The 13,915-nt window shown below is 41.9% G+C and carries 11 protein-coding genes; 9 read left to right on the forward strand and 2 right to left on the reverse strand.

Going from position 1 to position 13,915, the window contains the following annotated elements; translation table 11 throughout:
- Positions 1-167 precede the first annotated feature (167 nt).
- The 3 genes from BUC10_RS04190 to BUC10_RS04200 are packed head-to-tail and all read left to right on the forward strand — an operon-like array spanning position 168 to position 4,063.
- Positions 168-1,541, forward strand: coding sequence for a family 4 glycosyl hydrolase (locus BUC10_RS04190; protein WP_073176630.1), 1,374 nt, complete (start codon positions 168-170; stop codon positions 1,539-1,541).
- 30 nt (positions 1,542-1,571) lie between these two features.
- A complete protein-coding gene (locus BUC10_RS04195) occupies positions 1,572-3,368 on the forward strand; it encodes a sodium:solute symporter family protein (RefSeq protein WP_073176632.1) in 1,797 nt (598 codons plus the stop codon).
- Positions 3,365-4,063, forward strand: a complete 699-nt coding sequence (locus tag BUC10_RS04200) for a galactosamine-6-phosphate isomerase (protein WP_073176634.1) — start codon at positions 3,365-3,367, stop codon at positions 4,061-4,063. The genes BUC10_RS04195 and BUC10_RS04200 overlap by 4 nt, the downstream gene beginning before the upstream one ends.
- On the opposite strand, the gene BUC10_RS04205 is transcribed toward BUC10_RS04200, so the two are convergent.
- Entirely contained in the window at positions 4,064-4,603 is a 540-nt protein-coding gene (locus BUC10_RS04205; protein WP_073176636.1) for a DinB family protein, read from the reverse strand.
- Between the two features lie 250 nt (positions 4,604-4,853).
- On the opposite strand from BUC10_RS04205, the gene BUC10_RS04210 reads away from it, so the two are divergent.
- The 6 genes from BUC10_RS04210 to BUC10_RS04235 all read left to right on the forward strand — a co-directional run bounded on the left by BUC10_RS04210 (position 4,854) and on the right by BUC10_RS04235 (position 12,115).
- Positions 4,854-7,061 carry a carbohydrate binding family 9 domain-containing protein gene (locus BUC10_RS04210; protein WP_073176638.1) on the forward strand — a complete coding sequence of 736 codons (2,208 nt, stop codon included), beginning with the start codon at positions 4,854-4,856 and terminating at the stop codon, positions 7,059-7,061.
- Between the two features lie 102 nt (positions 7,062-7,163).
- Positions 7,164-7,586, forward strand: coding sequence for an ABA4-like family protein (locus tag BUC10_RS04215; protein WP_073176640.1), 423 nt, complete (start codon positions 7,164-7,166; stop codon positions 7,584-7,586).
- Positions 7,583-8,383 carry a hypothetical protein gene (locus BUC10_RS04220; protein ID WP_073176642.1) on the forward strand — a complete coding sequence of 267 codons (801 nt, stop codon included), beginning with the start codon at positions 7,583-7,585 and terminating at the stop codon, positions 8,381-8,383. Before BUC10_RS04215 ends, BUC10_RS04220 begins: the two co-directional genes overlap by 4 nt.
- Before the next feature lie 9 nt (positions 8,384-8,392).
- Entirely contained in the window at positions 8,393-9,481 is a 1,089-nt protein-coding gene (locus tag BUC10_RS04225; protein WP_073176644.1) for a sensor histidine kinase, read from the forward strand.
- The gene (locus BUC10_RS04230; protein ID WP_073176646.1) at positions 9,462-10,214 is read left to right on the forward strand and encodes a LytR/AlgR family response regulator transcription factor; all 753 of its coding nucleotides are present in this window, start codon (positions 9,462-9,464) and stop codon (positions 10,212-10,214) included. Before BUC10_RS04225 ends, BUC10_RS04230 begins: the two co-directional genes overlap by 20 nt.
- A 197-nt stretch (positions 10,215-10,411) precedes the next feature.
- Positions 10,412-12,115, forward strand: a complete 1,704-nt coding sequence (locus BUC10_RS04235) for an amidohydrolase (RefSeq protein ID WP_073176648.1) — start codon at positions 10,412-10,414, stop codon at positions 12,113-12,115.
- A 16-nt stretch (positions 12,116-12,131) separates the two neighbouring features.
- On the opposite strand, the gene BUC10_RS04240 is transcribed toward BUC10_RS04235, so the two are convergent.
- Positions 12,132-13,850, reverse strand: a complete 1,719-nt coding sequence (locus tag BUC10_RS04240; protein ID WP_073176650.1) for a serine hydrolase domain-containing protein — start codon at positions 13,848-13,850, stop codon at positions 12,132-12,134.
- Positions 13,851-13,915: the final 65 nt, after the last annotated feature.

Here is a 13,915-nt window from a genome sequence, read left to right on the forward strand (position 1 = left end):
TATGGGTATCTTTTGCAATAATCCAGCCCTTAGTTTAAAACAATTTATAGAGCTCTTGAGCCAACTACAATAAGCTGATCAACATTAATTTCACCGTACCTGCCAAAATAGCTATCTTTTAAAACGTATTTTCTCTTGTATTTAGGGAAGACATCTAAATAGCTATAATGGTAAAAATCGCATATATAGGTGCGGGCAGTCTGCAATTTGGCCCAATCATCGTGCAGGACATTCTTATAAGTGACACGCTCACCAAGGATAATTTGGAAATCCATTTGATGGATATTGAAAAATCACACCTAGATCATGTGGTAAATCACGGAGAATATGTTGCTAGGAAGCTGGGGCGGGATGCAAAAATTGTGGCTACAACCAATCGCGATGAGGCCATAAAAGAAGCGGATTTTGTGATATGTGCCCTTGAAAAGGACCGAAATGTCTACTGGTCGCAAGATTTTCATATCCCGAGAAAGTATGGATTTAAGCAGGTTTATGGTGAAAATGGGGGAGTGGGGTCACTTTTCCATGCCCTGAGAAATATCAAGGTAATCATGGATTTGGCAAAGCGAATGGAAGCACTGTGTCCCAATGCCATCCTGCTGAATTTTTCCAATCCAGAACATAAAATTTGTGAAGCGGTAACTCGATTGACTTCCATAAAGGCCGTAGGACTCTGTCATGGCGTTTTTATGGGAAGGGAGCAGTTATCCAATCTGCTCCAAGTACCCTTGGAAGACCTACAAACCAAAGCTTGCGGAATCAATCACTTTACCTGGTTCCAGGAAATAAAACAAAAATCAACCGGTGAGGATTTATATCCTAAACTCCGTGAAGTCGAACAAAAAGGGGACTGGCTTGCCCAATGGCATGAACTGGCCTTGGGGCGGATTTTGTTTCGAAGATTCGGACAATGGCCTTCGCCTGCCTCCAACCATTATGGGGAGTATCTTAGATGGGCGGAGGAATTTGTAATTCCTCAACTACAGTTCTTTTATGACCCTTATGATGGACATCCATGGGAAAATAACCAAATCCCAGAGGGAGTGTATACGGTTGACCAGGTAGATTACGAAAGGGAATGGACCAAGGATTGGAGCAAAAAATTGTTGCCAGTTGGGTCTACAGAAGAAATACAGTTGGAAAATAAAGATGGGAGCTTCAAAAGTTCAGGGGAAATAGCAACGCTCATCATGGAATCCGTAATGTCGAATAAGAAACAGTGGCTAGAGGCGGTGAACGTTCCCAATAGGGGAGCTATTCCCAATCTTCCGGATGATTTGGTTGTGGAGGTCCCAGCTTATTGCGACGCATCAGGTATTCAACCGCTGTCAATGGAACCAATTCCGGAAGGTATTGCTGCCACGATCCGCTTACATGCAAGTATTCATAAGTTATTGGTGGAAGCTTATGTGGAGCAATCCAAGGATAAACTATTACAGGCCATTCTCATTGAGCCAACCGTAGATTCTTATCGAAACGCCGTAGCAATGTGTAATGAAATGTTGACCCTTCAAAAAGATGTTTTACCACAACTCGATTAGCTAGATGGGCATCGACATAAAAAGAATTATATGGAATTAGCATTTTTGGACTGGGCGGTAATAATCGGATATTTACTGCTGAGTATTGCTATTGGGGTTTTTGTGGTGAAACACAACTCCAAAAATATCACAGACTTTTTTGTTGCTGGCAGAAATTTACCTTGGTGGCTTTTGGGTACGTCCATTGCAGCCACTTGGTTTGCCACAGACGCACCATTGGCAGTTACAGCGCTGGTCCGTAGCAAGGGAATTTATGGAAATTGGTTATGGTGGTATTTGGGAGCAGGCATTATCATGATGGTGTTCTTTTATGCCAAATACTGGCGTAGGTCCGAGATTCTTACTGATGCTGAAATGATAGAACTCCGTTACAGCGGAAAGTCGGCCTCTCTACTCCGTGGATTTACAGCAGCTTTTTTTGGGATTTTTAAGAACTGTTTCACCATGGGATGGATTATGCTGGCCATGCTTAAATTTTCGAATATCATGCTAGGGTGGAGCGCCGAATTCGCATTGGGAATAACACTTGCATTTGCCTTGTTGCATACCCTAAGTTCAGGCATCAAGGGTGTTGTTGTTTTGGATATGTTACACTTTTCTGCAGGAACCTTGGGAACGATTATTTTGGCCATTTTTGTGATGGTGCAAGTTGGTGGACCCACGGAGCTGGGAACTCAGATTGCGAGTAGGAGCGATGTGCCCGCAGGAGTTTTGGATATGTTTCCAGATATCTCCCACGTGAGCATTACCGAAATGATCGGTTTTGTTTGTTTGGTGGGAATACTATGGCTCGGTCAGGCCCAGGGCGATGGCTACATAGTACAACGCCTGTTCTCCGCAAAGAATGAAAGACATGCTATTAAGGCTTCCTTATGGTTTGCGGTTGCTGGAGTTGTGATTCTAACTTGGCCCTGGATCGTGGTAGGTTTGGGTTCCGTAGTTATTTTACCCATTTCCGAAGCGACAGAGGCATTGTTGGCCGATCCTGAGTTGGCCTATCCCATGATGATCAACGAAGTTTTGCCCGTTGGTCTTAAGGGATTATTGGTAGCTGCATTTATGGCTGCATTTATGAGTACCATGGATACCCATCTCTGTTGGGGAGGCTCCTACATGGTGAACGATATCTACAAGCGTTTTATAAAAAAAGACGCGAACGACAAGCATTATTTGCTGGTTTCAAGAATTAGCATTGTACTCTTGCTCTTGATTAGTGCCATGGCCGCTTGGCAAATGGATAGCATTGCGGGGGCCTGGGTCTATATCATTGAAATTGTGTCCGGAATTTCAATTATCTTGATGTTGCGTTGGTTTTGGTGGAGAATCAATGCTTGGTCCGAAATCGCGAGTATGTTGTCCGCCTTAATCCTGGCCAATGGTTTTTTATGGGTTCGGTGGATGCATGGGTTTGGTTGGATCAGCGATCATGTTTTGGAAATTACCAATGGTTGGTATCATGAAGATGTTGCACTTATTAGGGCCACGATTCTCCTGTTGGTGTGCACCGGAATCGCCATTGTCGTAACCTTTTTGACCAAACCCACAGATAATGCAACCTTGCTAAAATTTTATAAAAAAGTTAGACCCAAAGGCTGGTGGGGTCCTATTGCAAAACAGCTACCTGATCTGGTTGACCATAGCTCCACTAAAGGTTCTTGGTTAGGTTTCATTTTTGGGGTAATCTTTCTAAACAGCCTGCTTTTTAGTGTTGGTCATGCCGTATTGGGCGGGTATAAGGTTGCTCTTTTACTGTTGTTTATTGGAGGTGTTTGTGGGTGGCTTACCCTGCGTTTTGCTGCATCCTTGAAAACCCAAGAGAGTCCATGAGGGTTTGGGAATATGCCAAAAAAGAGGAACTGGGTGTTGCAACGGCATCCTTGTTTATGGAGGAATTGCATAAACATCCCGATTTGCTACTATGCGCCGCAACGGGCAGCTCGCCAATACCGCTTTACAACCAGTTGGCCAAAATAGCAACCCAAAACAGCTCATTGTTTCATCATCTGCGGCTTATCCCTCTTGATGAGTGGATAGGTTTACCAAGCCTTGAAGGCTCCTGTGATGAATATTTACAACAACATCTTATGGAACCTTTAAAAATTGATCAAGGCCGTTATCTAAAGTTTGATGCTGGAAATAGTGATTTGGAGCAAGAATGTTTGCGAATAGGACAATTACTTAAACAGGAAGGCCCTATAGACTTATGTATTCTGGGAATGGGAAAAAATGGTCATTTGGGCTTTAATGAACCGGCAGTTAAACTACAACCTCATTGCCATATTGCATCCTTGTCAACCGAATCACAACAGCATGGTATGATCAGGGCCACAGTGCTAAAACCTAGTAAAGGAATAACCTTAGGGATGCAGGACATTCTTTCATCTAGACGAATCATACTATTGATTTCCGGTGATGGCAAAGAAGAGGCAAAACAACAGTTCTTTTCTAGAACAATAAGTCCGAAGTGTCCGGCATCAATGCTTTGGCAGCATAATAATGTGGACTGTTTCGTCCTTGTCTGATCATTGATAAAGCACATAACGTGGGGGAACAAACCCATTTAACCGCAAATACACCAGAAGCTGCCCTCTGTGATGGCTGATGTGGTCCGCAAGTAATAAGAAAATCTGTCGCTTGGTCCGAGTTAGGCCAAAATAATCCAATTGATCATTGAATTGCTCCGTATCAAATTGTTTGATGAGCTGTAAACTTGCTTCAAAGGTTTCGTCTAGGATTTTAATCATTTCCTTTTTTGTCCTAGCTGCCACTTTATAGCGTTTGTCAGTATTCCATTCTCTGGATTGCCTTCCGCCCAAAAGGGACTGACTATGCCAATCCATGGCATACCCAATGTGCATTAAATTCTCGGCAAAACTCAGAGATTCTGTGGTTGGTCTAAAGTTGTACTTGTCCTCGGGCATTGTTTCCGCTACGGTTATGAGATATTTTCGGGAGTTTTCAAATCGCTCCAAGTATTCCGAAATGAAAACATCTTGCTGGGCCCATAAGCATGATACCCCCGTGCAACATAGTATGAATATAAATGTAAAAAGTCGTCCCATTATTTAGTGTCTTGTGATTCAAAGCATAAATAAATGAAAAAAAGGGTCAAATTTTCAATGGTAGAGGTTGGATAAAGGTGCTAGTACCTTTAGAATCCGAGTAGTTGACCATAGTTTTTAGTTTACTGTACATCACGCTAACAGACCAAATTTAAGGATAGACTTTTGTTCTTCAGACCCGCTTTAATGTCATTCAGATAAAAAGTGATCAGGTTGCTGCATAAAAGGCTAATTTCAACCCTAAGTAACCATGGGATTAGATTCTACCTTTAAAACTTTTAGGAACACCGCAATACTGTTGTTCTTTCTAAATTTTTGGGTCTTTGAGGGCATTGCCCAAAAAAAGAACGCCGATTTTCGCTATCACATTCGTAAAACCACACAACCCATTAGCATTGACGGCATAGTGGATGAACAGGCCTGGCAGCAGGCAGATGTAGCCGATGACTTTTTTATGGTCCTGCCCATGGACACTGGTAAGGCCAAAGAAACATCCGAGATTCGGATGACTTACGATGATAAGAACATTTATCTGGCTGCCATATTTTTTAACAGTAAGCACGGTCAATATTTCGTGGAATCACTACGACGTGATTTTTCCTTCGGTAAGAATGACAACTTTTTGCTTTTCATGGATCCCTTTAACAATCAAACCACAGGTTTTTCCTTTGGCTCAAATGCCGCAGGGGCCCAATGGGATGGCACCATGTTTGGCGGAGGAAGTGTAGATTTAAACTGGGACTCCAAATGGATTTCCAAAGTCAAGCAAGATCCGGACAAATGGGTTTTGGAAATGGCAATCCCCTTTAAGTCCATTCGATATAAGGATGGAGTCACGGAATGGGGCATCAACTTTAGTCGTTTGGATTTGAAATCCAGTGAGAAATCAAGCTGGACTCCAATTCCGCGTCAATTCCCTACCGCTTCACTGGCCTATACCGGTGTGTTGGTTTGGGATACACCACCCCCGGCACCAAGGACCAATTTTTCGGTTATTCCCTATATTCTGGGAGGAGCTGTCCAAGATTTCGATGAACAAAATACTTTTGAGAAAAGGATAGGGGGCGATATAAAAATTAGTCTTAGTTCTTCCTTAAATCTAGATCTCACCGTTAATCCAGATTTTTCACAAGTTGAAGTTGACCGTCAAGTTACAAATCTGGACCGGTTTGAGCTGTTTTTCCCTGAAAGGCGTCAGTTTTTCTTAGAAAATGCCGATCTGTTTGCCAATTTCGGATATCCAACAATCCGACCTTTTTTTTCTAGGCGTATTGGGCTTGGGGTACCCATTAAGGCAGGTGCAAGGTTAAGTGGGAACCTAAATGAGAACTGGCGTTTGGGCATTATGGATATGCAAACGGACAACATTGACAATATCGGGAGGCCCAATCAGAATTTTGCGGTGGTTTCTTTGCAGCGAAGGGTGTTCAGCAGGTCAAGTATTGGATTCATGTTTGTGAACAAAGAATCACTTCGTTATCCTAACGAGGCGGACTCATTGCTTACCCTTTTCCCAAAATTTAACCGGAATTTGGGGGTGGAATATAATTTGGCCTCTTCCAACAATCAATGGACGGGGAAGGCTTTTGTACTCAAGTCCTTTGCGCCGAATCGAATTGATGGAAACGGGATAACACAAGCAGCAAATTTGGAGTATAAAAGCCGTATATGGAATTGGGGCGTTCAAGAGGAATCAGTAGGAGGAAACTATACCGCAGAAGTGGGTTTTGTGCCCCGGAGGGACTATATAAACCTAAATGCTTTTTTGGGACACACCTTTTTTCCAAAAGATGGAAAGGGTAAATTGGTGAGCCATGGTCCAAAATTGAACAGCAGTTATTTTTTGAATCAAAAATTCGAGCGAACGGATAACTTCAATGAATTGGAGTACCTGTTAAGTTTCCGAAACCGAAGCAGCTTTGAAGTAGGACTTAGTAACGAATATGTTGAGCTATTGGCACCTTTTGATCCCACGCGCTCGGGGAAAGATTCTTTGGACATCGGGACACAACACCGCTGGAATGCGCTTCGTATGGATTATAGTTCCAAACCGCAAAGTATGTTTACCTATACTGTAGGTGGTCGCTATGGAGGATATTATTTGGATGGCCGACTTGCTAATCTTAATGCCGAACTGGGGTATCGTTTTCAACCCCATGTGGCTTTGAACGCCAATCTCAGCTATAATCATATAAGCCTACCGGCCCCATGGAACGATACTGAATTTTGGTTAATTGGTTCCGAGGTGGATGTTACCTTTACCAACAAGCTGTTTTTTGCGACTTTGTTCCAGTATAATGAGCAATCAAGGAATTTTAATCTTAATTCCCGGTTTCAATGGAGGTATAAACCCGCATCAGATCTGTTCATAGTGTATACGAATACCCAGCTTTTGGAGCCCAACGTTGGAAAAAGTTGGTCCCTCACCCTTAAGTTTACACATTGGTTTAATTGGTAGTGCAATTCAACCAACCTCCGCGATGATTCAACAGAAACGACTTCAAAATACTGGGTCGAAAATTGATTTTTGGTACATGTTTAACCGTAAAACCAAACATCAATGGAAACCGCAGACGTTTTTTCAATAGCCAATACCATGGCGATGCCCATGTGGCTTTTAATGATCATACTTCCCAAATGGAAGGTCACCCGTTTTTTGATAGATCATAAAGTAATACCGCTTCTACTATCTCTTTTTTATGTGTACTACATATTAGTGCATATTCAAACCGGCGCAGGCCTGGACTTTGGGAGTTTATCATCAGTCATGTCTTTATTCACAATTGAAAATGCCGTAATGGCCGGCTGGGTTCATTACCTAGCCTTTGACCTACTCATTGGAATGTGGATGCTCAACCAAAACCAAAACCTGGGAATTCACCAACTGTTGATGGCGCCTTGCCTGTTCGCCACTTTCATGTTAGGGCCAGTGGGCTTTGTGCTTTTCATGATCATTAGAACCTTTAAACTTCAAAAATCATGAAAAATCTAAGAGAAATACTTCATACTATAAAAGAGAATAGCCCCATTTTATATGCCATAGGTATTTTCCATTTTGTTTTGGCTGCCGTTTGTATTCTTGGTTTACTATTCGATGACCGGATGTTGGCAGGCATAAACGTATGGATCAAGCCTTTAAAGTTTTCCATTTCTGGAGGTATCTATCTATTGACTTCCGGTTTTTTGGCAACGCTCTATCCGTTTTCAAAAAGAAAGCGAAACATTGTGAACAATCTGGTTTCGTGGCCTTTGGCGATTGAGATTATTATTGTGGTCCTTCAGGCGTCCCGTGGGGTGCAATCACACTACAACCAATCCAATTTATTGGATGGTATACTCTTTGGAATTATGGGTTTATTGATAAGCATCGTTGTTTTTACCATGATTTTCTATATTGTAGAAACCATACGCCTAAAGATGAGTGTGCCTAGACCCGTTCAATGGGGAATTTTGCTAGGTTGGATCGTAGTTCTGTTCGGAAGTTGGGTAGGAGGGCAAATGATTGGCCAGATGGCCCATAATGTAGGAGTGGCCGATGGAGGTGAGGGATTACCCTTGCTCAATTGGAGCACCATAGCAGGAGATTTACGCGTCGCCCATTTTTTTGGATTGCATGGCATTCAAATTATACCTTTATTCGCAGTGATGCTTACCAGAAAGTGGAAGGCCTCAAAGATGGCCCAAAATCTCGTAGTCATTCTTTTTGGACTTTTGTACGGATCATGGATTGCCTTCACTTTTTATCAAGCAAAACAGGGCATGCCTTTGGTCAATCTATAATCCAACATTATGGGATTTTTAAACAGGGAAAGACGCTTAAAATATTTAGCCTTCAACGATATCTGGTTTATGATATTGGGAATTGTGCTGCTAAGTTTTGTGACCGATTACCTGTTTTCCGGTGGCTCTTTCAGCAGACTGCCCTTTATTGAAGCAGTCATTAATTGGAGCGTCTCATTAATGTTCTCAACCGTAAACTGGTTGATTATGCGGACCATACTCATAGGACTTCGGAAAAGATATCCAAGTCTAAAGGACAATTCCAAGCGCATTCCCCTTTTCTTTCTTTCGATAGTTATTACGGTGTTGGCTGTAGATTATTCGGGGAATGCGGTCCTCAGTTATATTTTTACCGGCAACTATAACCATCCACTTAGATCTAGGATTGTATTGCCCATAATTTTGATAAGCACTATGACCATGGCCATTTATGAAGCCATCTATTATTACATTCATTTAAAACAATACATTCGGGAAGAGGAGCAGGCCAAACGGGCCATAGTGCAAGCGCAATTGGACGCCCTGCGCAATCAGGCGCAACCCCACTTTTTTTTCAATACCCTTAATACACTACGGGACATTATAGATCAAAATACCAGGGAAGAGGCTAAAGAATTTGTGAATCGATTGTCTGAAATCTATCGCTTTATTCTCGAGTCAGGAAATTCAAATCTTATTTCACTTCGTGAAGAGTTAAGGTTTGCCCAGGCCTATATCCATATCCAAAAAGAACGGTTTGGAGATAACCTCGTTGTAGATTGGAAGCTAACAGAAAGTGCTAAGGATTATCTGATTATTCCCATGAGTCTTCAACTCCTGCTTGAAAATGCGGTAAAGCACAACGTGGTTTCCAAGGCAAAACCATTACATGTTGATGTGGTAGTTGAAAACCAACACTTGACGGTTCGCAATAAGATTCAATCCAAATCTACCCAACTTCCCACTACAAAACTTGGGCTTAAAAATATTGAGCGTCGTTATGCTCTGATTTCGGATAAAAAAGTGGGCATTACCAAGGATAATGGACATTTTCAAGTGGAATTACCCTTGTTGACCATTGCCGATCAAAAACATTCCTATGCAGATACTGATTATTGAAGACGAAGTTCGTGCGGCCAATCAATTACAAAACCTGTTGCGGGCTTTGGATTTTGACTATGAGTTGTTGGGTATTATTGATACGGTGGAAGAAAGTACGGGTTGGTTTCAACGTAACCAAAACCCTGATCTGGTATTCATGGATATCCAATTGGCCGATGGACTCAGTTTTGAAATATTTCAAAAAGTACAACTGCAATGTCCTATTATATTCACCACCGCTTTTGATCAATATGCGATTCGGGCTTTTAAAGTAAATAGTGTAGATTACCTCCTAAAGCCAATTCAGCAGGAAGATTTACAACAGGCATTGCATAAATTCCAACGATCCAAACCTAATGTCACCCTTAATCCAGAGACTCTTCATAACTTTTTGGCCAGTATGCAATCCACAGAACAACGTGAGGGTATTTTGGTAAAAGAAGGTGATGGGTTTGCACAATTGCGTATCTCGGATTTGCTGTATGCGTATTCAGAGGACAGTATCACCTTTGGGATCACCCAACATAAAAGGGTGATTATTGATGAAACCATGGACGAACTTTGCCCCACCTTGGATTCCAATCAATTCTTTCGCATCAACCGGGGGCAGGTGGTATCTAAGACAGCCATTCAAAAAATAGCAAAATACTTCAATCACCGTTTAATACTTACCGTGGCACATTCCCGTGACCAAGAGTTTATCGTTAGCAGGCCCAAAACCAATGATTTTAAAAGTTGGCTGAATCGTTAGGTTCATCTAAATCGAAATTAAAATGTGGATGCTAAGAAACGTAGTTCTAAGAATGTGGTATCTTTAGATTAATCCCCCTTATATTTAAACTAGGTACTTTTTGAAATGGATACATTGAATTGATTTCAATCCTTTCCATTGTTCGATAGTTTTTCGAAAACACATTAAGCACGAACCAAAATTTAAATCCAAGACGAATGAGAACCAGTATCTACTTTGCTTTAATTTTTGGCCTTGGCCTCCAGCTTTCATGCAACAATAATGAAAAAAAGTCTTTAGGAAACAGTTCCGTTGTGTATTATGGGGGTGATATTTTGACCATGGTCGGAGAGGCTCCTGAATATGTGGACGCATTAGTGGTGAATGAAGGTAAAATAGTATTTGCTGGGAATTCGGTCGAAGCCATGGAAATGGCAGGGAATGGTCATGAAATGATTAACCTGGAAGGTAAAACCTTGGTTCCTGGGTTCATTGACGGACATGCCCATTACGGTTCTTTTTCTGCCCAGGCAATTGGAGCCCAAATCTTGCCGCCGCCAGATGCTGGCGCAAACAATATCGCGGCCCTGATTCAAATTCTTAAAGATTGGAATACTCCAGAAAACAGGGCCTTGACAGGTTGGATTTTTGGGTTGGGCTTTGATGATTCGGTATTGGAAGAGAATCGTTTTCCTACCAAGCACGATTTGGACGAAGTTTCCACGGAGCATCCCATTATGATCATTCATATTTCAGGTCATTTTGCTGTAGTCAATTCCAAAGGATTGGAATTATTGGACATAACAGCCGAGACAAAAGACCCCGAGGGCGGAATAATACGGAGGGAAAACGGAAATGAACCCAACGGAGTACTTGAGGAACTGGCTGGTTTACCGCTTTATACAAGGGCACTGACGCCTGTTACAGATGAAGCGGCAAGTAGGTTTTTCGAAGCCGGTCAGGAAATGGCCCTTTCTTATGGATATACCACGGCCCAGGAAGGAAGAGCTATGGACCAGACGATGTTTGTTAATGCCGCAGAAGCCAATATCATGAAACTGGATGTAGTATCCTACATTGACTATGCGTATGTAGATGGCATTATGGACACCAAATGGAACAGTAAAACCTATCAAAACCATTATAGGATTGGAGGAATGAAAATAACCTTGGATGGTTCTCCCCAAGGAAGGACTGCTTGGAGAACAGAGCCTTATGTACTGAGGCCTCATGGTACCGAAAAAGGATACAAGGGATATCCCGCCTTTCCTGACGAGAACACGGCCATAGACCTTTTCAAAATGGGATTTAAGAACAATTGGCAAGTATTGTCACATGCCAATGGTGATGCGGCAATAGACCAATTCATCAAGGCAACAAGGATTGCGGCCGATGAGTACGGAAATGATGATAGGAGAACCACTTTGATTCATGGTCAGTACATTAGGGAAGACCAGCTGGATTCTTTAAAAAACCTAAACGTTATAGCCTCACTATTTCCTTTGCATACCTTTTATTGGGGAGATTGGCACAAACAGATTATTGGGGATGAGTTGGGAGACAGAATAAGTCCATTACGAACGGCAATCGATAAAGGTTTAAGAGTCACCACCCATACGGATGCCCCCGTTGCCCTTCCTAATCTGATGCGAATGGTTGGTATTTCAGTGGAGCGAAAGTCTCGCTCCGGTGTGGTCATCGGCGCTGGCGAAAAGCTAACCCCCTATGAAGCACTAAAAAGCATAACTATTTGGTCTGCCTACCAGCATTTCGAAGAAGATTCCAAGGGGACATTGGAAAAAGGTAAACTGGCAGACATGGTCATTTTGGACAAAAACCCCTTAAAGGTAGATGAAGCTGAAATCAAGAACATATTGGTCCTTGAAACCATAAAAGAGGGGAATACGGTTTATAAAAAATAGCACCGCGCGGGTTCTTTCAGTTTATAATGGCAGGAAGAACAAATCTTTCAAAAATTTCTCGGGATTGATTCCCTTTTCTATTTCTGAAGTTTCCGGCGGTCATTACAACCACGGATCCCAGTTCTGGGACGACAAAAATAAATTGCCCTCCCGCACCTCTTGCCTCAATGGATTTAACAATTTTACCATTGATATTGTAAGAGTCATGCCACCACAGGTAGCCATATTCGTTTTTGTCCGGATAATCTTGTAATCGTGTATGTTTTTTGAACGACTTCTCAATCCAATTTTCTGAAATAATCTGTTGGCCGTTCCACGTTCCGCCATTTAGATAAAGTTGCCCAAACTTCAACATGTCTCGTGGTGTCAATAACATCCCACCACCAAAATAGGGTAGAAGACCAGTATCGTCAGCGAAGTTAATATAATTGGTTATCCCCAATGGGGCGAACAACTTTTCATCCATATAAATTTCAAGAGGCTGATTTAATCGCTCGTTTAAACAGACACCCAGTAAAAATGGATTGGCAGACCCATAATCAGCATACATGCCTGGGGTTTTTACCATAGGAGCTTCCAAAACCGTTTGGAGCCAGCTATTGGGATTGTTTGGATTTTGATAGTAATCCTCCTGCGCAAGATTGTTCACATCAAATCCAGAACTCATCGTCAACAGGTCTTTTATAGTAATCTTGGATTTTAAAGAGTCTATGGTATACTGATATTTTTCAGGAATAAAACCATATAATTTTTCATCCACATCCCGAACGATTTTCCCGTCAATAGCTATGCCTATCATTGCGGAAGAAACACTCTTGGAACCGGACATCAATGTATGTGGAATTTGGGCATTGAATGCATCAAAATATGCCTCGAAAACCAAACTGTTTTCCTTTGAGATCAGAATACTGTGCATATTTACCAATTGTCCTGTATTGATGCTGTCTATAAGCTCGTTCAACTTATTACTGTCGATGCCCCAGCGATTTATATTAGCCACCTTCCAGCCATCATTAAGCTCTTTCGGCGTATTTGCACTTTGGTTTTTTGGTGCATTGGTATTGCCCAGTGGAATTCCATCTTCCGAATAGCTCAGAGCAATGTCAGTGACCAACACGTCCATTAAAAGAAATTCCAACTTTATAGTGTCCTTTAAAAAATAAGCCTTGTACCTAAAGCCGGTATTTGAATCCCTAAATGACAAGATATTCTGCTGCATGCGAAAGTCTAGTGCGTAAGCCCCTCTATAACGCGTATCGCTAAAAATGGGGTAGGCCGCCATGCTTCCGTCATCCAAATTTTCCACATAAAGGACAAAAGCATTGGAGAAAAGGCCATCATTGAACATGAAAGGATTCCATTGTCCCGTATACTGATTGTTTTGCTTATCCAACTTTAGCGCAACATGATAGAAAAATTGCCCTGATTTTATAAAACCGGCCAATACCCCTTCCTTGGCGTCATCGAACAAATGAACGCTCAGGTCTGTATCTAAGGTCAGGAGGATTTCACCATCAAGGTCAGATTTTATATTTCGGTCAATAAGGGTAGTTTCATTGGCAATGGTCAATTGATATTGATTTTCTTCCAAGGGAGTCAAAGTTACTGTGAAATTAAAGCTGTGTTTGTCGGAAATGGTACCCACCCAGTTTCCTTCGTAATCTTTTTTTTCGACTTGGGCGCAGCATTGCAGTGAGAGACCAACTAATGCCAGAATAAATAGCTTTTTGAGCATAGGATTATAAATAGTGAAGGGTAAAAATAGCTTATAGCTTGGATTGATAATTGTACGGAATTAAC

This window comes from Flagellimonas flava, assembly GCF_900129665.1.
GTDB lineage: Bacteria > Bacteroidota > Bacteroidia > Flavobacteriales > Flavobacteriaceae > Flagellimonas > Flagellimonas flava.